15 protein-coding genes and 1 pseudogene are annotated in these 18747 nt (G+C 63.5%); 6 read left to right on the plus strand and 10 right to left on the minus strand.

Annotated features, from left to right (window positions below; translation table 11 throughout):
• Positions 1-48: 48 nt before the first annotated feature.
• The 3 genes from V5E97_RS01030 to V5E97_RS01040 all read right to left on the minus strand — a co-directional run bounded on the left by V5E97_RS01030 (position 49) and on the right by V5E97_RS01040 (position 4673).
• A complete protein-coding gene (locus V5E97_RS01030) occupies positions 49-1374 on the minus strand; it encodes an MFS transporter (protein ID WP_406697414.1) in 1326 nt (441 codons plus the stop codon).
• Positions 1371-3239: a LamG-like jellyroll fold domain-containing protein gene (locus V5E97_RS01035; protein ID WP_406697415.1), complete on the minus strand. Its 1869-nt coding sequence runs from the start codon at positions 3237-3239 to the stop codon at positions 1371-1373. Before V5E97_RS01035 ends, V5E97_RS01030 begins: the two co-directional genes overlap by 4 nt.
• 120 nt (positions 3240-3359) lie before the next feature.
• A complete protein-coding gene (locus V5E97_RS01040) occupies positions 3360-4673 on the minus strand; it encodes a Gfo/Idh/MocA family protein (RefSeq protein WP_406697416.1) in 1314 nt (437 codons plus the stop codon).
• 390 nt (positions 4674-5063) lie between these two features.
• Here V5E97_RS01040 and V5E97_RS01045 point away from each other — a divergent pair, with 390 nt between their 5' ends.
• Together V5E97_RS01045 and V5E97_RS01050 are read left to right on the plus strand one after the other, a co-directional pair.
• A complete protein-coding gene (locus tag V5E97_RS01045) occupies positions 5064-5849 on the plus strand; it encodes a UDP-2,3-diacylglucosamine diphosphatase (protein ID WP_406697417.1) in 786 nt (261 codons plus the stop codon).
• A gap of 157 nt (positions 5850-6006) precedes the next feature.
• On the plus strand, positions 6007-7350 hold the full coding sequence (locus V5E97_RS01050) for an alpha/beta hydrolase family protein (RefSeq protein WP_406697418.1): 1344 nt from the start codon (positions 6007-6009) through the stop codon (positions 7348-7350).
• An 84-nt stretch (positions 7351-7434) separates the two neighbouring features.
• Here V5E97_RS01050 and V5E97_RS01055 read toward each other — a convergent pair whose 3' ends face one another.
• The 4 genes from V5E97_RS01055 to V5E97_RS01070 all read right to left on the minus strand — a co-directional run bounded on the left by V5E97_RS01055 (position 7435) and on the right by V5E97_RS01070 (position 11175).
• Positions 7435-7860, minus strand: a complete 426-nt coding sequence (locus V5E97_RS01055) for a hypothetical protein (protein WP_406697419.1) — start codon at positions 7858-7860, stop codon at positions 7435-7437.
• 11 nt (positions 7861-7871) lie between these two features.
• A complete protein-coding gene (locus V5E97_RS01060) occupies positions 7872-8885 on the minus strand; it encodes a DUF1559 family PulG-like putative transporter (RefSeq protein WP_406697420.1) in 1014 nt (337 codons plus the stop codon).
• A gap of 232 nt (positions 8886-9117) precedes the next feature.
• Positions 9118-10500: a sensor histidine kinase gene (locus V5E97_RS01065; protein WP_406697421.1), complete on the minus strand. Its 1383-nt coding sequence runs from the start codon at positions 10498-10500 to the stop codon at positions 9118-9120.
• 3 nt (positions 10501-10503) lie between these two features.
• Entirely contained in the window at positions 10504-11175 is a 672-nt protein-coding gene (locus tag V5E97_RS01070) for a response regulator transcription factor (protein WP_406697422.1), read from the minus strand.
• Between the two features lie 743 nt (positions 11176-11918).
• Here V5E97_RS01070 and V5E97_RS01075 point away from each other — a divergent pair.
• The 4 genes and pseudogenes from V5E97_RS01075 to V5E97_RS01090 form a co-directional block, all read left to right on the plus strand.
• Positions 11919-13310 carry a Gfo/Idh/MocA family protein gene (locus V5E97_RS01075; RefSeq protein ID WP_406697423.1) on the plus strand — a complete coding sequence of 464 codons (1392 nt, stop codon included), beginning with the start codon at positions 11919-11921 and terminating at the stop codon, positions 13308-13310.
• Between the two features lie 148 nt (positions 13311-13458).
• Entirely contained in the window at positions 13459-14592 is a 1134-nt protein-coding gene (locus V5E97_RS01080) for a mandelate racemase/muconate lactonizing enzyme family protein (RefSeq protein WP_406697424.1), read from the plus strand.
• 53 nt (positions 14593-14645) lie between these two features.
• A complete protein-coding gene (locus V5E97_RS01085; RefSeq protein WP_406697425.1) occupies positions 14646-15086 on the plus strand; it encodes a hypothetical protein in 441 nt (146 codons plus the stop codon).
• A gap of 137 nt (positions 15087-15223) precedes the next feature.
• Positions 15224-15502 (plus strand): annotated as a pseudogene (locus V5E97_RS01090) (MFS transporter); the annotation flags it as partial.
• A gap of 407 nt (positions 15503-15909) precedes the next feature.
• Here V5E97_RS01090 and V5E97_RS01095 read toward each other — a convergent pair.
• The 3 genes from V5E97_RS01095 to V5E97_RS01105 all read right to left on the minus strand — a co-directional run bounded on the left by V5E97_RS01095 (position 15910) and on the right by V5E97_RS01105 (position 18669).
• Positions 15910-16575, minus strand: coding sequence for a TolB-like translocation protein (locus V5E97_RS01095; RefSeq protein ID WP_406697426.1), 666 nt, complete (start codon positions 16573-16575; stop codon positions 15910-15912).
• Positions 16576-16691: 116 nt separating this feature from the next.
• Positions 16692-18152: an IS1380 family transposase gene (locus V5E97_RS01100; RefSeq protein WP_406697427.1), complete on the minus strand. Its 1461-nt coding sequence runs from the start codon at positions 18150-18152 to the stop codon at positions 16692-16694.
• Entirely contained in the window at positions 18061-18669 is a 609-nt protein-coding gene (locus V5E97_RS01105; RefSeq protein WP_406697428.1) for a hypothetical protein, read from the minus strand. The genes V5E97_RS01100 and V5E97_RS01105 overlap by 92 nt, the downstream gene beginning before the upstream one ends.
• Positions 18670-18747: the final 78 nt, after the last annotated feature.

The following is an 18747-nucleotide window of genomic DNA, read 5'->3' on the forward strand; positions in this document are numbered from 1 at the left end:
GTCAGAGAGCTCCGAAGTCAGGGGGCTGACGCTCCCCGCTCGCCTTCGTTAAAGCTTGCGATCGTCAAAGAGTCTTCGGCGCGGATCGACGAAGAACCAGCAGAGAGCGCCGAGGAGATAGAGGCCGGCGACGATCCAGAGGGGTGAGGATCGGCTCGCGAACCAGCCGGGGGCATAGACGGCGACGATCGGGCTGAGCACGCCGCCGACCTGGCCCGCCGTGTTCATGCAGGCGGTCACCACCCCGGCATGCCTGCCCGAGATATCAAGGCAGACGCTCCAGGCGGCCCCGAGCAGAAAATTGGCCATCGCCCCCCCCAGTGAGATCAGGATCGCGGCCCTCCAGGGATTCGCGACGCCCGAGCCGGCGAGCACGGCCAAGCCCGCGACGCAGAGCGAGCCGCCCCCCACCGCGCAGCGGCCAATCCGCAGGCCGAACCGGCGCGTGGCCCAGTCGGTGGTCAGTCCGCCGAACAGGTCGGCCAGGACACTCAGGAGCAGAGGCAGGCCCGCGAAAAACCCGAGTTGCATGCCCGAGAACCCGCGATCTTCTCGAAGATACTTCGGGAGCCAGGTGATGTAGTAGTAGAAGCCATAGGTCTGGGTAAAGTACATCAAGCAAAGGGCCAGCAGACTCCGGTTCGTGACCAGGAGCCCCCACGGTACGTCAGTGAGACGATGCTCGTCCTCGGCCGCCCGTCCGGTCATGATGAGGTCGCGCTCGGCCTGATTCACGGCGGAGTGCTCGGCCGGTTCATCACGAAACCAGGACCACCAGACCGCGGCCCAGACAAAGCCGATCAGGCCGAAGAGGAGGAAGATCGACCGCCAGGGCATGATTCCCAGGAGCGCCGTGACGAGCAATGGCGTCAGCCCGCCGCCAAGGTGCGCGCCCATGAAGAAGATCCCTTGCGCCGTGCCTCGCTCGGCGGTGGGAAACCAGCGGGAGATCGCCTTGGCCGAGTTGGGCCAGGCCCCCGCTTCCCCCGCACCGAAGAGGAAACGGATGACCATGAGCGAAGAATAGTTGAAGGCCGCGGCGGTCGCGATGGTGAAACCGGACCACCAGATCACGATCCTGGTGAGCACCCGGCGCGGGCCAATGCGGTCCCCCCACCATCCGGTCGGGATCTCGAAGATGGCGTACGAGAGCACAAAGGCGCTGAAAACCAGGCTCATCTGGACTTCACTCAGCCCCAGATCACGCATCATGTACGGGGCCGTCAGCGAGATGCAGACCCGGTCGAGGTACGTGATCCCGGCGAGGCAGACGGCAAGCATCAGAACCACGGAGCGAACCCGGGTGGGGACCGTTGTCTGATCCAGGCCAGTGGCCAAGAAGGCGGCGTCACGCTCGTTGGCTTGGTCGCTCATGGTCGGACCCGGCTGTTGCCCACGGCCTCCGAAGTCCGCAAGGCCCGATCGTAGATGCGGAATGCCCGGAGTTGGCCCAGTAGTTTCGGAGCGAGCGCGACTCGCACAGCGCCGTTGACGTCGCCCAACTCCTGAGGAAACCGGCCCCAGCCATATTCGCGCAGGGCGCCTCCATCGTTCAGGATGCCATCGACCACGAAGGTGATGATCTTCGGACCTCCATCGACCACGACGGCGACATGCTGCCAGGTTCCGACCTTGAGCGTCCCCGGGCCGGTGCCCGGGTCGCTCTCCCACGACGCTTCCCGGCCGCCGTCGTGCAAGGTCAGGCGGAGCGCCGAGCTTTCGGACATGGTCAGCCGAACGCCCTTCCCAGCGCCGTCGCGGGTGTCGAGAATCGTCTGTCCCGCGGTCAGTTCGTCGAATCGAACCCAAAAATCGACCGAGAATCCGCGGCGTTGGCTCAGGTCGGGAAGCCGAGGGACGTCGACCTCGGTTTTCGCGGCAATCGGATCACCCGAGAGGTCCACGGCGAGGCCCAATCGAGCGACCTGCTTGCGTTCGCCTTGATTCCAGACCCCTTCCAGCAAGGTCGGGTCGATCTCGTGGACGCGGGCGACCGTTTTCTGGGTCTCGGTCACGAAATACTTGCCGCCGTCTTCGATGAAATCCGGATAGCTCACCCGGGTGACTGGATCGTCGTCGTAGAGCAGGATCTCGGGTTCCGACCAGTGGATCAGCCCGTCCTTCTCGACACCTCCCAGGACCCAGGCGGGGTTGCGGCCCTTGTAGGGGTCCCAGGGGCCGGCATGAACCGGTTCGCCGCCGTGGTTGTGGAACCAGTAGAGGAACTTGCCGTTGGCGAACTTCCTCACGAAATTCGCTGCGCGAGGATGCTTGATTCGCCGACCTCCCGGCCCGTAGGTCGCATAGGCGGTCGGGGTCCAGGTGTGCCCGCCATCCCTGCTGTAGGCCTGACACGGATAACCGTCGATCGTCCGATAGGTCGCGAACAACGACCCATCGGAAAGCGCCACTGGGTTCGCCTCATCGGACACCGGTCCCTTCGGCGCCCGCAAGCCCTCGTCACCGTCGGGCAGCAACTCCCACTGGATCTTCGCCGGCGAACGCTCCGAGAGGATGTTTCCACTCTTCATGAACGCCCCTTGCGAGAGGACCATCGTCCCTGGCGATCCCCACTTGCCCACCTTGGCAAAGCCGAAGTAGGCCGCGTCGCCAGCAATGATCGGCTTGCCCACTCCCCAAAATAAGAGGGTCTTGCCCAGGTCATTGTTCTCGCGATCGATCCGCATCCGCCGCATCGGAATCTCGAACCGTTCCGGCGACCAGCTCTTTCCATGGTCATCAGAATATTTGTAGACATACTTCCCGAGCGTGTCGACGCGGCGGTTGGTGCCGGGCGAATTGCCTCCGGGGACGACCCGGAGGTTGTCGGCGTTGTAGGTATAGAAAACGTAGATGCGACCGCCGGGGACCTTCAACGGCATGGCCCAGGAGGCCTCGGGACCATCGGCGGGCTCGATCGGGACGAGCGCTGACCAGTTCTGACCGCGGTCCGCGCTCCGGACCGAGACGACGTGCTGCCCTGGTTGCCCCTCAACCCCCTGACCGGTGGTCATGACACAGAGCCAATGACCGTCGTCGGTGAGCACGACGTAGGGCTGGTCGCAGTAGCCTTCGTCAGGGATCGGCCGCCCGGTCTGGATGTTGCGGAAGTCGGTCCAGGGCTTCCCTGGCCCCTCTCCCCAAGCGGGTGCCCATCCGAGAAATCCGGCGTGAATCACAAGCACGAAGGCAGCGATTGCAAAGCGTCTGCCTGGTTGGCCAAATCGTCGTCCTGGCATATTCAAAAATCCCTACAACGCTTCTGGCATTCAAAACACCAAGCCGGCAAGATCCTTCAGATGGCTCTGGGTAAAACACGGCGGCCCCCGGACATGAGGTTCGCAAGCCGCGTGAGCCGTTCAGACTCCCCGGGGCGTGGCCCAGTGGCCTTCGCGATAGGAACGACGGAGGAGCCGGGCGGCCTCGTCGTCGCCGACGATCTGTTCGGAAGCAGGGTCGACGTGGAGGGTCCGCCCGACCCGGGTCGAGATGTTGCCCAGGTGGCAGAGCGCCGCCGAGAGGAACCCAAGGCCGATCTCCGCGGTGGGCCGCCGCCCCTCGCGAATGGCGTTAACGAATTCTTGCTGGTGACCGGGCCGCTTCGATGGCGCGGTTTCGATCGGCACGGGCTTGCCTTTCCGGTCGAACACCTTCATGGTCCCGTTCTTGCTCAAGATCATCCAGCCGTCAGTACCATAGAAAATGTTGCCATTTTCAAATCCTTCCGGCTGATAGGCGGACCAGATCCGCATCTCGAAGACGAGCTGGCGACGGTGGCCCGGCTTAGCGTCTCCTGGGTATTCGAAGAGCACGTACTGGGTGTCGGGAAACTGCTGGTCATCGTCGAAGACGTACTTGCCCCCGACCGAGGCGACCGTCGAGGGATGAGTGTCGACTCCGAGTCCCCAGCGGGCGATATCGAGTTCGTGGACGCCGTCATTGCCCATGTCGCCGGTGCCGAAGTCGTACCACCAGTGCCAGGTATAGTGGCTCCGGTTCGACTGATAGGGGACGAACGGGGCAGGGCCGACCCAGAGGTCGTAGTCGAGATTCGGAGGGTGGGTACCGGGCGAGGCGTGGCCGATGTTGGCCCTGCGCTGGACGTTAATCGCCTTGGCGACCAGGACGTCCCCGATCAGGCCGTCGTGTAACAGCTTGATCGCGTGGGTGACGAAGCCGTCGCTCCGGCTCTGCGTGCCGTGCTGGACGACCCGGCCGCTCCGCTTGGCGGCCTCGACCAGCAACTGGCCTTCGCGGAAGTTGTGGCTACACGGCTTCTCGACGTAGACATGCTTTCCCGCGTCGCACGCGAGGATCGCCGCGGGCGCGTGCCAGTGGTCGGGGGTCGCCACGATGACCGCGTCGACCGCCTTGTCTTCGAGCACGCGCCGGAAGTCATCGACCACTTTGGGCGTGGATTGTCCCACGAGCTTGGCACCCGCACTCGCCGCCCCTGCGCGAAGGCGGTCGGGATCGCAGACATAAGCGATCTCGACCCCTTTCAACGAGGCAAAATCCTTGAGCAGCCCCAATCCACGGCCGCCGCAGCCGATGAGCCCGACCTTCAAGGACGCGTCTACGTCCGCGGCAGACGTCGTCCCGGCCCATTCGAGTGCCGCGGCCCCGACGACCCCGGCTCCGCCTTGCTTGAGGAACGTCCTTCGATTCGACATCTCGGGCCTCGGTTTCTCGCTTGAAACTTGATGCTCATCGACGCGACTGGCCGATTGTAACGGTCCGATTCCCGAGAAAGAAGCAACCGCCGACGACTGGCTCTGTTCCACCAGATGCCCCCACCTCCCATTGACCAGCCGCAACGGGAGGGCCCCCCGTCTGGGAACCCGAGTGGGTCGATTGCCGTCCCAATGAGACAACCCAGAAAATCAACCATTCACGCGATCTTCGCAAGAAAATCCAGTCATCATCACGAGCCGAGAAATCCATGTTGGGCAAACCGAGGCCGGTGGATTCCGAGAGGGTGTTCCCCGCCTCGGCCTGGTAGAATGAGGACGTTCCGGCCCAGAGGGCCGGGGTGGCCACCTGATTCGTATGGGCCTGTGGATATGAGTGAGCTTCAGTCTGATGAATTGGTCAAAGCGGAGCCGCTTTACGACTGCCTGGTCATCAGCGACCTGCATCTGGGCAGCAACGTCTGCCAGGCAAAACTCCTGGAGGAGTTCCTGGAGTGGGGGGTTCATCAAACGCGCGAACTCGTCATCAACGGTGATATCTTCGATGACCTGAACTTCACGAGACTCACCAAGCGTCAGTTCGCCTGCTTGAAGATCATCCGCCGAAACTCCGACCGCGATGACTTCCGCCTGGTTTGGGTCCGAGGCAACCACGACGGCCCCGCCGATATCGTCAGCCATATCGTCGGGGTCGAGATCCTCGACGAGTACGTTTACCGGAACCACCAGATCGAGCTTCTGATCCTGCACGGCGATCAGTTCGATACCTTCGTGACCAACTACGTCATGCTGACGGAGTTGGCCTGTGGAGTCTTCTACTACATCCAGAAATGGATGCCCCATCGCGCCTCGCGTTGGATCCGGCGGATCTCCAAGCGTTCCCAGCGCAACGGCCCGAGGGTCCGGGACGGGGCGATCGACTATGCTCGAAGCCAGGGATACCGGTACGTGACCTGTGGCCACACCCATCTCCCGGGCATGACCGAACTGGACGGCATCCGCTACCTCAACAGCGGAACTTGGACCGAGCAAGCGCCTTGTCCGTTCGTCACGGTCAAAGGGGATGACGTCCGACTCGAATGGTGGCCCCGAACTGCCGACAAGGTGATCGGTCCCGCCCCGGAAGCGTCGACTCCGTCCGTTCCCAATCCGGCCTGATCATTCGAGAGGATTCCTGCTCAACCTTCGCTTCCTCTGAAACGCCCTCAAAGGTACTGTGTTTGACTGGGTTGGGGAGAGCGAACGGCCCCCCATCCACCGTCGTCAAGCCGCGAAGGCGGCGAACGGCCGGGGCGAGTAAAGCTTGGAGAGCTCGATGGTCGCCATCAAGAATCGATCGCTGATCCTTCTTGTCTTGCTGATCACAATGCCCTGGACTCGGCCGGCGATCGGTGCCGGGCAAGTCTTCAAGGTCCAATACCCTCCCTCCGACAAGCCGGGCGAGTTGGTCGTCGGGGTGACCTACCGGGTCTGGATCCCCGATGGCGTGACACGCCTGCGCGGCCTGATCATCCACCAGCACGGCTGCGGCCGACGAGCCTCCCTGGGGGGGCGAACGGCCGCCGACGACCTCCACTGGCAGGCGCTCGCGAAGAAGTGGGACTGCGCCTTGCTGGGCCCTTCGTACCGCCAGTCCGACGATCAGAGATGCCCACGCTGGTGCGACCCGCGCCTCGGTTCGCGTGACCGGTTCCTCCAGGCCCTGGACGAGCTCGCCGAGTCGTCGGGGCACGCCGAACTGGCCACCGTCCCCTGGTGCTTGTGGGGCCATTCGGGGGGAGCCATCTGGGCCAGCCTGATGCAGATCTCCGACCCCGAGCGCGTCGTCGGGGTCTGGCTCCGCTCGGGATCGGCCCTCGGGGCCTGGGAGAAAGACGACCTCCCGAAACCAGCGATCCCCAAGGCCGTTTACGAGGTCCCCGTCATGTGCAACCCGGGGACCAAGGAAAACGCCGACAAACGCTTCGACGACGCCTGGACCGGCACGCTCAGCACGTTCAGAGCCTATCGCGAGCAAGGTGCGCCCATCGCCTTCGCCCCCGACCCGCGCACGAAGCACGAGTGCGGCGACTCACGCTACCTCGCGATCCCGTTCTTCGACGCCTGCCTGGCCGCCCGTCTGCCGGACAAGGGGTCAAGGGTCAAAACCCTCAAACCGTTTCAGTTGACTCAGGGCTGGCTCGCCCCCTGCCTGGGCGACACGGCCGTGCCGGCGGCCGAATACCGCGACGATCCGGAAGCGGCCAACTGGCTGCCCAACGAGCGCATTGCGAAAGCCTGGATGGAGTACGTCAAGACCGGAACCGTGGGCGACGCCACGCCCCCTTCCGCCCCCTTCGACCTCAAGAGCGCCGAGACGCCCAACGGAGGCACCGCCATCAGCTGGGACGCCACGGCCGACCTGGAAAGCGGAATCGAGGCGTTCATCATCCAGCGAGACGGCCAGGAGATCGGCCGAGTGCCGGAGAAAAGGATTGGCCGGTTCGGCCGGCCGCTCTTTCAGGTCATGTCTTATCACGACACGCCCGAAGTCCCCCTGCCGGCGATGCGGTTCGTTGACCCAGCGGCGAAAGCCGGAATCAAATCCCGATATCAAGTGATCGCGGTCAATGGGCAGGGAATACGCTCCGAACCCTCGCCAGCGGCCGAGGGTCCATAAGGGCCGCCCGCCTGGCGAGAGCCCGGTGGAGCAGCCGGACGGACCGTGCGCGCGGCCCCCACCGGGCTCCCAACAAACGGCCCATCATTCGACGATGAGTTGCTCCACCTTCCAGCCTTCAGCTCCGGAGGCGAGGATGACTTTGATCGTCGCGGGCACGGATTTACCGCGAACGCGTGTCGTTGCGTGGAATAGGCATTCGGTCAAGGCGGGGCCGCCTCGGTCGATCGACCGGGACTCGGAGTACTCGGCGTTGGCTTTGAGCGCGGGGTGTCGCTTCACGTAGTCCCGCAGGCTCCCGGCCCCCATCAGCGACTTGAATTCGACTGAGGTGCCTTGCCAGGCGGGTTCCAGCCGGCCGGCCCGCAGTTCATCGAGGAACTGGGTGGCGACCGCTTGCGCATCGCCATCGCTCGTACTTCCCGTCTGCCCGCACCCGCCTGCGAACAGGGCGATCAGGGCCAGGGAGACGCGGGCCAGCCCCAACCATCGCTTGCCTTGCATCGTCATGGTCACCTCGATCAGAAAGCGTCCGCGCTGATCGCCTCGCCGCCAGCCCGCGTGCTCAAGCCCCGCCAGACCTGGAGGTTGATCGTGTTCTTGGAGAACCGGACCGAGCCATCCAGCATCATCGTCGACACGCCGCCTGCGTGAAAACTACGAGCCGTGATGGCGGCGTAGGTGGGCAGCGTGATCGATTCACCATCGCGCATCGAGATGAGGTCGACGTCGGTCGGCTGGCCGCCGACCATCGTCGTCACCCGTGTGTTCGGAGTGAACGTGGTCGTGAATCCGACCTCGTGGACGTCGCCCTCGACCCATTCCGTGTGCCCGTTGCTGTCGAAGGTGCCGCCAATATACGGGACGAGCCCGGCGGGGTTGAGAGGCGGGGCGACGCCCAACGTCGACGGGTTGCTACTGTCCCAGTAGTTCGGCTGGTACGCCTTCGCCTCGGACATGCCCAGCGTATTGCTCAAGCCGTCACTGATCGCAGCGGGACCGAACGCTCGATTGGGCGCGAAGGCTCCGTCGCCAACCTGGTCGGTGGGGGGATCGTAGACGAACCAGGTCCCCTGATTAAAGCAGTAGTTACTCGGGTAGTAGGTCAGGGTGGGGGTCGGCCGTGCCCGGTCGTTGACCTCGCTCGGGCAGATGAACGCCGCGACTTTCGTGGCCGCGAGCGTGGCGTTCGTCGTGAACTCGAAGTCCCGGTTCCAGTTGACGGCGTTATAGAGGTTCGACTGCTCGAGATGCGGCAGCAGACGAGTCAAGCCCGACCAGGGCTGGGTCGTCCGGTCGCGCGGCAGAACCACGACGGGGGGGAACGTGTTGTTCGTGGACAGGTAGTTGTGCAAGGCCAGCCCAACCTGCTTCAGGTTGTTCGTGCACTGAGCCCGCCGCGCCGCTTCACGGGCCGCCTGAACCGCCGGCAGCAGCAGCCCGATCAGCACGGCGATGATGGCGATCACCACCAACAGCTCGATCAGTGTGAAGCCCGAACGCGAGCGAAAGCCCCTGCGGGGATCGTAAAGCATGTTCTCATCCTCCAATCGATCGAGGCGATCGATTTGCCGGTGAAGGCTGCGTGACCGCGCGGTTTCTCCACGTCGGCCCCACGGCAAGTGGGTCATCGGCGGTCAAGACTAACCGCCGGAGGGCCCCAGGGGACGAGTAGTTTGATTAGTTCTTTCTAACGGTCGCCCGCGTTCAATGACCATCGCCGCGAGAGTCGACCTCCGCGTCCAAAAACAAACAGACCATTATTTGCTATTTATCATTGCTTCTGAATTTTGGCAAGAGGATCCGGAACGTGCTGCCTTGCCCCAAAATGCTCGTCGCCTCGGCGGTCCCACCGTGGCGCTCGACCACGGCCTTCGCGATGCTCAGCCCCAGGCCCGTTCCCCCTGTGCGCCGGCTCCGGGACGCGTCGACGCGGTAGAAACGGTCGAAGACGCGGGACAGCGCAACCTCGGGGATGCCGATCCCTGTATCGCAGACCTCGACGATCGCGTGCTCGTTGTCACACCGGCCGCGAACGGTCACGACCCCGCCAGCCGGAGTGTACTTCAAGGCGTTGTCGATCAGGTTGTCGAACACCTGGCGAAGCATGTCGTGATCACCCTCAACTTCGACGCAGGTGAGTGTTTCCACGCGGAGCGAAATCCGCGCATGCGACGCCGCTTCGGCGGCATGGTGGATGGCCGCCTGCACGGTTTCGTCGAGCCAGATCAATTGCCGGGGAAGGCGAGCGCCGGAATCTTCGCAGGAGAGGAGCAGGAGCCGGTCGGTGAGCCTGGAGAGGCGTTCCGTCTCCTCGACGATGCTTCGGAGGGTCTCCTCGTAATCGTCGGGCGAGCGCCGGGACAGCAAGGAGACTTCCGCCTCCGCGCGGATCGACGCCAGCGGAGTCTTCAACTCGTGGGCCGCGTCGGCCGTGAATCGGCGGGTCGCGACGAACGCCCGGTCGATCCGATCCAGCATCGCGTTCAGGGTGATCGCCAGCCGGCCCAGTTCGTCGCCCGGGGTGGCCACCTCGATGCGTTCGCCGAGGTTCGCGGCCGAGATCCGCCGCGCCGCTTCGGTCATGCGCCCGACCGGAGCGAGGACCCGGCCCGCCAACCAATAGCCGCCGATCGTGGCGACGACTAATCCCGCGGGCAAGATCGTCCACAGGACGACACGTAACTCTTTGAGCTCCCCTTCATACGAGTCGAGCGGAGTGGCGATCTGGACGATGCGGTGCCCTGCATCCGAACCGATGTTGCCCGTCACCACCCGGCATGGCCCCAGGGCTCCAAGTCTTGTGCTGAGATGGCTTGTGGGGGGGTCGCCGCTCTCCACGCGTGGGACGGGAATGGCCTTCCCGTGCAGGCTGGGGCTCTGGGCCAGGATCCGCCCGTCAGACGCCAGGATGCGCAAGAGGTAGGATTCGTGGAAAGCGGCGGGCGCACTGGTCAACCCCTCGGCCGGTTGGCCCGCGGTCAACCGCTCCGCCGCCTCCTCGAATTCGAAGTCGAGCATGGCATCGACGCGTTTCAAGAGCGACTGCGCCATGAGGATGTAGATCGCGATTCCCAATCCGGCGATGGTCACCATCAGTAGGGTGCCATACCAGGTCGTGAGGCGGATGCGAATGCTCGCTGGAGCCATGATTCAATCCCGAAGTACGTAACCGACCCCGCGAATGGTTTGGATCACACCCGGTGAACCCACCTTATCCAATTTCTTGCGAACATAGTTAATAAAGACATCAATAATATTCGTCTGAACGGCTCCCGGATCATGCCAGACCTCTCGGGCGAGTTGGTCGCGGCTAACGACCTGGTCGACTCGACGGATGAGGTATTCCATAAGCTCGCATTCGCGGATGGTCAGATCGACCTGTTGAGTGCCGCAGATCAATCGGCGATGGACGCGATCGAGGTCGATCCGGCCGGCCCGCAGCAAGGTTGCTTCACCGGTCGCCTTGCGGCGAAGGCACGCGCGAAGCCGCGCGAGGAGTTCCGACCAGGCGAAGGGTTTGACAAGGTAATCGTCAGCGCCAAAGTCGAGCCCGCGGACCCGATCCTCGAGCGCCCCCCGCGCGGAGAGGATCAAAATCGGAGTCGGGAACCCGCGGGCGCGAAGATCGCTCAGGATCTGGATCCCATCGCGTCCGGGAAGCATCAGATCCAGGATAAGGCAATCAAACGGCTCCTCGGTCGCGAATTCCAGGCCGATGTCGCCGTCTTCCACCGCCACGACCTCATAACCCTCGTCCGTCAGACCGCGTTGCAGCGCTCGGCGAAGCTTGTCCTCGTCCTCGACGATCAGGATTTTTGGCATGCTCGTCCTACCGCTTCGTCGTCCGGCTCCTGGCCATTGCCTTCCGTTGTCATGATACCGAATGCCGAGTCCTCCGGTCTGCTCGACGGTCCCGGACCGCGCCCCAGTCGCATGGCGACTCCGTCCGATTTTGTGAAGGTCCCCACGGATTTTGCTCGAAAATCGAGAGGGCCAGAGGGACCGAACCGTTGGCCGACGGCTCGGGGCAAGCGGCTGGGAACGCCTGAGGTCATCCGCTTCGAGGGAAAAAATCGGGGCGACGACGATTAGGAGGCCGAGACTGGAAAAGCCGAGGGGATGGCTGTTACAGTGTGCCAGAGCGGCGGCCTCGCGATTCAATGCCATCGCGGTAAAGCTTCGCCTAATCCGTCATGAATTGATCAACGATTTACGATAAATCGATATTTAGAATCCGATTTCTCCCGTAGGGTGGGCACGGCCCACCATCCCTATCTCCTTGCCGAAGCAGAGGTTAAGATGGTGGGCCGTGCCCACCCTACGGGAATTGTCAGGCCGACGATGATGCCATGGCCGATCGCGTTGACGTCGGGAGAAACGGGCACGACGAAGCTTTGCCTATGGCGTGCCACTAATCCTTAGCCCTGAACAGGTTAGGCTATCCTTCGCAATATTTGCTCAGAAACCGGACGAAATCTCCGGGCTCGGGACCGGAGAGTGACCGTACTCGCCCGCTTGACGCTCAACAACATCCACACTTAAAACAAGAAAGAAGGAATTCACTGATGACTCCAACGCGACGCGACTTCCTGAAGGCCTCGGCGGCCGTGGCCGCGGGGTTCACGATCGTTCCGCCGCATGTGCTCGGAGGGCCGAAGCACGTCGCGCCGAGCGACAAGGTGAACATTGCCTTGATCGGAGCTGGTGGGCAGGGGCGGAGCAATCTTCACGGCCTGTTCAAGCTGCCCGACGCTCACTTGATGGCGGTGGCCGATCCCGCCACCCATTGGGACCTGAAAGACTTCTATTACAAGGGCTTCGCCGGGCGCGAGCCGATCCGAGCGGAGATCGACGCCCACAACGAAGCCAAAGGGCACAAGGGTCGTTGCGCCGAGTACGAAGACTTCCGGACGATGCTCGAGAAAGAAAAAGACATCGACGCCGTGCTCTGCGCCACGCCCGATCACCTGCACGCCTATGTCTCGCTGCAATCGATGCGGGCGGGAAAGCATGTTTATTGCGAGAAGCCGCTCACGCACAACATCGCGGAAGCGCGGCTCGTGGCCGCCGTGGCGGAAGAAACGAAAGTCGCCACGCAGATGGGCAATCAGGGGCACTCGACCAATGGGATGCGCGAAACCGTCGAGTGGATTCAAGGGGGGGCGATCGGCCCCGTGCGGCACGTCCACGCCTGGGTGGGAACAAGTCGCTGGAACCCGACGCTTCAGGGCCGTCCTGCCGGTTCGCCTGTCCCCTCCGGCTTGAAATGGGACCTCTGGCTCGGCCCTCGTGAGGCCCGGCCGTTTGACCGAGCCTACGCGCCGGTCGCCTGGCGCGACTTCTGGGCGTTCGGCAGCAGTGCGCTGGGAGACTTCGGTTGCCATGACCTCGACGCGGCAACCTGGGCCCTGAACCTGAAGGACCCGCTGCGGATCGAGTCGTCGCACGCCGGCGCGATGGACGCCGACATCGCCCCGTACGGGTCACTGGTCACCTACCATTTCGGCGCACGTGGCGAGATGCCGCCCGTCGTGCTTCACTGGTATGACGGTGGCCTCAAGCCCCCGATTCCCGACGCTCTCCCCCCCGAGACTGTCTTGCCCGGACGTGGTGTGATGTTCATTGGTGACAAGGGAGTCGTCCTCTGCGGCGGGGCCGGGCAACCCCCGAAGCTCTTGCCCGCCGCGCTCGACGCCGGATTCGTCCGCCCCAAGCCCACCCTCGCACGCTCCAACGGCCATCACCGCGACTGGCTCGACGCGATCAAAGGGGGACCGGCCGCCAGCTCGAATTTCTCCTACGGAGCCCGACTGACCGAGATCACACTGCTCGGAGTCGCCGCGATTCGGACCGGCAAGACCATCGATTGGGACTCGGCCGGGATCAAGGCCCGAGGCATCCCCGAGGCCGACGCCATTTTCCGCGAGTCGTATCGTAAAGGCTGGGAACTCGCCTGAACCAAGAGCGAGTTCCGGCAGCCATTCGTAAAGGCTGGGAACTCGCCTGAACCAAGAGCGAGTTCCGGCAGCCATTGATCGATCGGAATGAACGACCAAGGGCTGATGCCGACCGGCGGCATCAGCCATCTCGACGAGGAGAGATGCCTTGAAGATCGTGGCGATTGAAGTCTGCCCGCTGACTGGTGCCACCGTCGACGGCGGCTGGCCGCAGGGGCATGAGCCCCAGGAGAACTTGCATACCCTGCTCATCGTCCGGACCGACGAAGGGCTCAGTGGCTATGGGAGTTGCTTCACGTCGGGAACGCTCGTGACCGGGGCGATCGAACTCCTCTGGCCCTTGCTTCGAGGCGAGTCGGCGGTCGAGCCCGAGCGGGTCTCCGAGACGCTGCGCCAGGCCAGCTTCTGGCAGGGGCGAGGAGGAGCGGTCGAACATGCGATCAGCGGGATCGACCTCGCCCTCTGGGATCTCATGGGCAAGGCCTGCTCGCAGCCCGTCTCGCGACTGCTGGGAGGAAACTATCGACAGACGATCAAACCCTACGGCTCCATCCTGTTCGACGAGCCCGCGGCGCTCAGCAAAACCCTCACAAGCGTCGTCGAGCGTGGTTTCAAGGCGATCAAGATGGGCTGGCGACCGTTTGGCCGCCGCGACCGAGCGTTCGACGAGCTCCTGATCCGCACCGCGCGAAAAACGGTCGGCGATGGCGTCGAGCTGATGGTCGATGCCGGGGGGAGCGAACAGTTCTGGCCACACGGTACGAACTGGGCCCGGAACACGGCATCCATGCTTGCCCATTTCGGCATCACCTGGTTCGAGGAGCCGCTGCCGCCCGACGACCTCGCCGGTTATATCGAGCTGACGCGGGTTTCTCCGGTCCCGATCGCAGGGGGAGAAGTGCTCACGCGACGGCAGTCGTTCCAGCCCTGGATCGAAGGGCGGGCCTTCGACATCGTCCAGCCCGATTGCACGAAGAACGGCGGTCTCAGCGAGTCGCGACGAATCGCCTGGTCGGCCTTCGACCACAACATGCTCGTCGTTCCCCACGGCTGGAATACCGCGGTCGGGCTCGCCGCCGACCTCCAGTTCGCCGCGGCGATCCCGGTCGCCCGGTACGTGGAGTATCTGACTCCCTCAGCCTACATCGAGGAGATCGTCGCGGAGCCGTTCCAACTCGACGAAGCCGGATTTCTGGCGATCCCGAATCGGCCTGGCCTGGGCATCGAGCTCGATCCCGACAAGCTGAAGCGATTCTGTCCCGAGCCGATCGTTTTCCGATGAGGTCATAACTCGATCTTCATGCATTGCTTTACTTGCGTCACTGGGAGCGGTTCATGAAGATCCCTCGGCTCTCCACGCGGCAACTCATGGCGTTCGTCGCAGTGGCGGCCGTGGTGTGTTGCCTCGTGACGGAAACCTGGCGGCGGCGACGGTTCCGACAATGTATGACGATGGCCAATCGCCATGCACGCGACGAAGCCTTCGTGCGCATCCAGGTGAGGAAGTGGAAGAATGCCGTGAGCGCCGCCAAGGTGACAACGACGCCCACGGAAAGCGTGACGGACCAGGCCACCGGCCGTCCGATGACAGCCGAGGAAGAGGTGGCTCGCCTGAAGACGATTCAGCACTTTTACGAGTTGCAGGCGGCCCACCACGCCCAGGTCGGCCGCGAGTACCTCCGCGCTGCGGACCGCCCGTGGGAGCCGTTGCCCGCGTCGCGGCCCTATTTCCCGGACTCGAAGCGACTCTTTCAGCAGGCCGCCCAGTTGAAGTAGGCCGGTTCGCTTCGAGCTCTTTTCGATTCAAGAGGTGGCCCGGAACCGGTGCGTCTGATATATCCCCTAGGAGTCACGATTCGTCTGATCGGGCACGACGGATCGCTGGGCCGGGCCGTGACATTGAGTGGTGAACGATGGCTTTCTTCCGCTTTCTCGATCGCGAGCGAACGATCGGCCCGCCCGGCTTCAACCGCTGGCTGATCCCGCCCGCCGCCCTTTCGGTCCACCTCTGCATCGGCGAGATCTACGGCTTCAGCGTCTTCAGCAAGCCGTTGACCCGCATCATCGGCATCGAGCAATCGATCCAAGGCTACGACTGGTCCATGCCGCAGGTCGGCTGGATCTACTCGATCGCCCTCATCATGCTCGGTCTCTCGGCCGCCGTCCTGGGTCGGTGGGTCGAGGGTGGCGGTCGGTGGCCATGCACCTAAAGAGGGTAAGGCTGGGAACCTGGGGAAATGATCGAGGTGAGCGATTGAGTGCCTATCTTCACGGGATTTCCCAGACCTCGCCACTGAAGTGCATGGCTGCTCTTGTCCTTCTCTTGTCCTTCGTCCCCTCGCCCCTTCGGGCAAAGGGAAACTGGGGGTGGCGCCGTGGGAAAGGCTACCGGAGCGAGGTGCTCCTCCGTTTGCGGCACCCGCGGAAAAAGGGGTAGAGATAGCAAACGGACAAAAACCAACTCTCGGTGATGAGCGTTGGTTCAGCAGCGTGCGTTCTGCCCCAAGCCGCAGTCTAGCCGCTCCGTCCCGGAATGGCCTTTATGGTTCCTTGACAGGGGTGAGAGCGATGGCGGAATACAAGACCCATCGCTACTCGCTCAGGGCGTCCAACCCAGCGGGATGCTCTCATTGACGATCGAGCTACTCAGCAGTGCCTTTGCGGGCCAACCGGTGGGTGCCATGATGGCCGGGGATCGGTAGACCGGGGTGCCGGATTTGTTCGTCACGCTCTTGTAGTAGGAAATCCCGATGACTCCGCCGTCGGGGCGGAAGCGGGGGTAACGAGCCTCCTCGGTGATCGTGTCCTTCCCGCTCTTGTAGGTGCGGGCCGGGGCCAGCAAGGTCCTCAGGCCGGGAGTGTCGGCGTGGAAGGCCCAGACATCTCCCAACCCGTTGCCGGCCACGATCCGGTCACCTGATGGGCCCCACATGAAGCCGGTGGAGACATCCGAGATCCACTCCCCGAGCACCTGGTCCGAACCATCCATCAAGCCCTTCAGCCGAACGACGAGCCTCCGCGTGCCATCGGGCTGGGCCATGGAGCACCTATACGCCAGCCTCGAGCCGTCGGGGCTCCAGGTGTGGTGCGCGGTGGGGTCGCCCTGGTCGAGGACCAGCTGGAGGCGGGGATCAGCGTAGGTGGAAGGGGGGACGTAATCGGGGGCGAGGGCCTGATCGACCGTCACGTTCAGTCGCCAGATGGAATAGCCCGGATTATTCATACCCGAGTCGGGAACGTGACGTCCTGGCCCGATCCGGTCCATCCCCGACTTTGATGGGGATTCCATTCGTGGACGGGGTGTTTCGAGGCGCACCCTCCCCCTCCCCAGCAGGTTCTTACGGACCGTTTTGCGTTCTCCGACACCGCGATGGCTTGGCCCTATCCCGAACTCGACGGAAGGGGCCGCGGGGGCGGATTCACGGCTCGGCTGATCTGGAGATACTGCTCCAGGTATGGCCAACTGCCCGACAGGCGGATGATCACGCGTCGGGCTCGCGTGATCACTTCGGCGGCGACCTTGATCAACCGCGTCCGCCAGGTGCCGGCGAAACCACCCCCCAGAGGATCACGTTCCCGGCGGCGGTTGAAGAATTGCTTCCGCTGGGGAGCGTCGATCGCCTCGGTGGGAAAATCGGCGGGCAACTTCAACTCGGCCGAGGTCGGATCGGATTGAACCACCGTCTGACGGAGTCGCACCAGCAGGTTCAACGCGGCCGTGTGCAGGTAGAGTCGGAAGAAGTTCGCTAGGAACCGATGGTCGCTGAGCCGGTCGGCCAGCAACTCGGTCTTCAACTCCTTGTTCCGGTTCTCGCTCTCGCCCCGCATCGTGTACTCGTCGTAGATCGCCTGGGGAAGCACGGAGCAACCGGGGCGATTGGTAACCACGGCCCGGCGGTTGGTTCCCTGGGCATGGACCTCGACCTTGATCACGACCGGCTGGGACGCGGGCCAGCTGTCGGCCTGATACTCGACGAGAAGGAATGACCGTTGCGGCTGGCCGGTCTCGTTGTACTGCTTGAGAGCCTCGTTGAGCAGGTCGTCGCTCATCGTCTTGAGGCGAGCGTTCATGCCGATGCCAAAGGTATAACTCAGTCGCAGTTCCTGGCAGACGTCGTACATCAGGGGAACGCCGAAGCCGCTGTCGCCCCGGACATGGATTTGCACGTCGGGCCAAACGGCACGCAACCGCCTCGCCAAGTACCGGAGGTCGTTGTCGGCCCCCAAAAAGGCGGAGCAGGTGCCGTGGCGTAGTCCGACGAGCAGGACCATGTCGTTCTCGGCGCAGCTGATCGCGATCGGGAGATACTGATGCTGTTCATAGTATCCATGAAACATGGTCAGTTGTTGCTGGCCATGGGTGGGGTCGTCGAAGGCGTCGATGTCGAAGGTGAGATGATGGGGCGGCGCCTTGAACGACTGGATGAAGAGGTCGGCCAGGAGGTCGCGCAACCTCCAGAGGTCGGCGATCGAGACGGCGTTCTCGAACCGAGAGAGGGTCGGTTGACTGGCGAGGTTCCGCCCGTCGGGGAGCCGTCCGGCCAGGAGTTTGAAGATGGGGTCTGAGCGTAGGGTGTCATGGTCGTTCTGGTCCTCGTAGTCGGCGAGGATTCCAAAGATCCGCTGGCGGACCATGATGAGGAGGGATTGCCTGGTCAGGGACGGATTTCGGAGGTCGTGAAGGGCGGCTGTGAACTGTTCCGTGAGTCGAATCGTCTGGTCGAACTGACGAATGGGGAGGAGTCCGGCGTCACTGGAAAGAGGCGAAGAGGAGACTTCGATCTCGATCGGTCTCGAGGGCAAGAAATCGAAGGAAAACGGGGGAACAGCGTGTACACTCATAGTGAGGCCTCTGGTGGCGTTCAACGTGCTTGTGTAGTAACACGTTAGACGCAATCGGAGGCCTCTTTATTGGATTCGGTCTGAATAATCCGGGATAGCGGCCCGTGGCGTCATCGCTCGCCGCGAACGAGAAGAAGCTGTCGTCCTGGGCCAGCGAGTTCCAGGTCCTGGGCCGGGGCTGATTGCCGCCCAGGCGCGTGACCTGCCTCGTCACGACCACGGCGTCCCGGGCCCGGTAGATGAGCTGGAGGTCGTACGGGGCGTCGACGCTGTCGGGCGGCGAATAGCCCTGCAGGAGCGCTTGGCCGTTGCTCCCGGGATGGTTGTACCGGGTCATGGTCATGCCGAAGAGACTACCGGCTTTGTACTCCGTCGACCTGAGCACGACACGGGAGTTGCCCCCGTTGTCGGAGACCGCTCTGATGTCCGAGCTGCCCACCACGCGGTAATACATGTCTCCGGCGTAGGACGGGGCGGCCACGAGGCCGAGGAGCAAGGCAAGAAGCAATCGTCGCATGGCTAAGCTCTTTCAAGAAAAAGTAAGGGACGGACCGCCGCGGGGGCCCGCGGCTCACTCGGGTCGTACACGGGCTCG

This window comes from Singulisphaera photorubra (genome assembly GCF_045290345.1).
Lineage (GTDB): Bacteria > Planctomycetota > Planctomycetia > Isosphaerales > Isosphaeraceae > Singulisphaera.

What these genes read in the sequence shown, in the direction of transcription:
- V5E97_RS01050 (WP_406697418.1), top strand. Translation starts at nt 6,007, where the DNA reads ATGGTCGCCATCAAGAATCGATCGCTGATCCTTCTTGTCTTGCTGATC.
- V5E97_RS01065 (WP_406697421.1), bottom strand. Translation starts at nt 10,500, where the DNA reads ATGGCTCCAGCGAGCATTCGCATCCGCCTCACGACCTGGTATGGCACC.
- V5E97_RS01095 (WP_406697426.1), bottom strand. Translation starts at nt 16,575, where the DNA reads ATGGACCGGATCGGGCCAGGACGTCACGTTCCCGACTCGGGTATGAAT.
- V5E97_RS01045 (WP_406697417.1), top strand. Translation starts at nt 5,064, where the DNA reads ATGAGTGAGCTTCAGTCTGATGAATTGGTCAAAGCGGAGCCGCTTTAC.
- V5E97_RS01085 (WP_406697425.1), top strand. Translation starts at nt 14,646, where the DNA reads ATGAAGATCCCTCGGCTCTCCACGCGGCAACTCATGGCGTTCGTCGCA.
- V5E97_RS01075 (WP_406697423.1), top strand. Translation starts at nt 11,919, where the DNA reads ATGACTCCAACGCGACGCGACTTCCTGAAGGCCTCGGCGGCCGTGGCC.
- V5E97_RS01035 (WP_406697415.1), bottom strand. Translation starts at nt 3,239, where the DNA reads ATGCCAGGACGACGATTTGGCCAACCAGGCAGACGCTTTGCAATCGCT.
- V5E97_RS01060 (WP_406697420.1), bottom strand. Translation starts at nt 8,885, where the DNA reads ATGCTTTACGATCCCCGCAGGGGCTTTCGCTCGCGTTCGGGCTTCACA.
- V5E97_RS01100 (WP_406697427.1), bottom strand. Translation starts at nt 18,152, where the DNA reads ATGAGTGTACACGCTGTTCCCCCGTTTTCCTTCGATTTCTTGCCCTCG.
- V5E97_RS01040 (WP_406697416.1), bottom strand. Translation starts at nt 4,673, where the DNA reads ATGTCGAATCGAAGGACGTTCCTCAAGCAAGGCGGAGCCGGGGTCGTC.
- V5E97_RS01030 (WP_406697414.1), bottom strand. Translation starts at nt 1,374, where the DNA reads ATGAGCGACCAAGCCAACGAGCGTGACGCCGCCTTCTTGGCCACTGGC.
- V5E97_RS01055 (WP_406697419.1), bottom strand. Translation starts at nt 7,860, where the DNA reads ATGACGATGCAAGGCAAGCGATGGTTGGGGCTGGCCCGCGTCTCCCTG.
- V5E97_RS01105 (WP_406697428.1), bottom strand. Translation starts at nt 18,669, where the DNA reads ATGCGACGATTGCTTCTTGCCTTGCTCCTCGGCCTCGTGGCCGCCCCG.
- V5E97_RS01070 (WP_406697422.1), bottom strand. Translation starts at nt 11,175, where the DNA reads ATGCCAAAAATCCTGATCGTCGAGGACGAGGACAAGCTTCGCCGAGCG.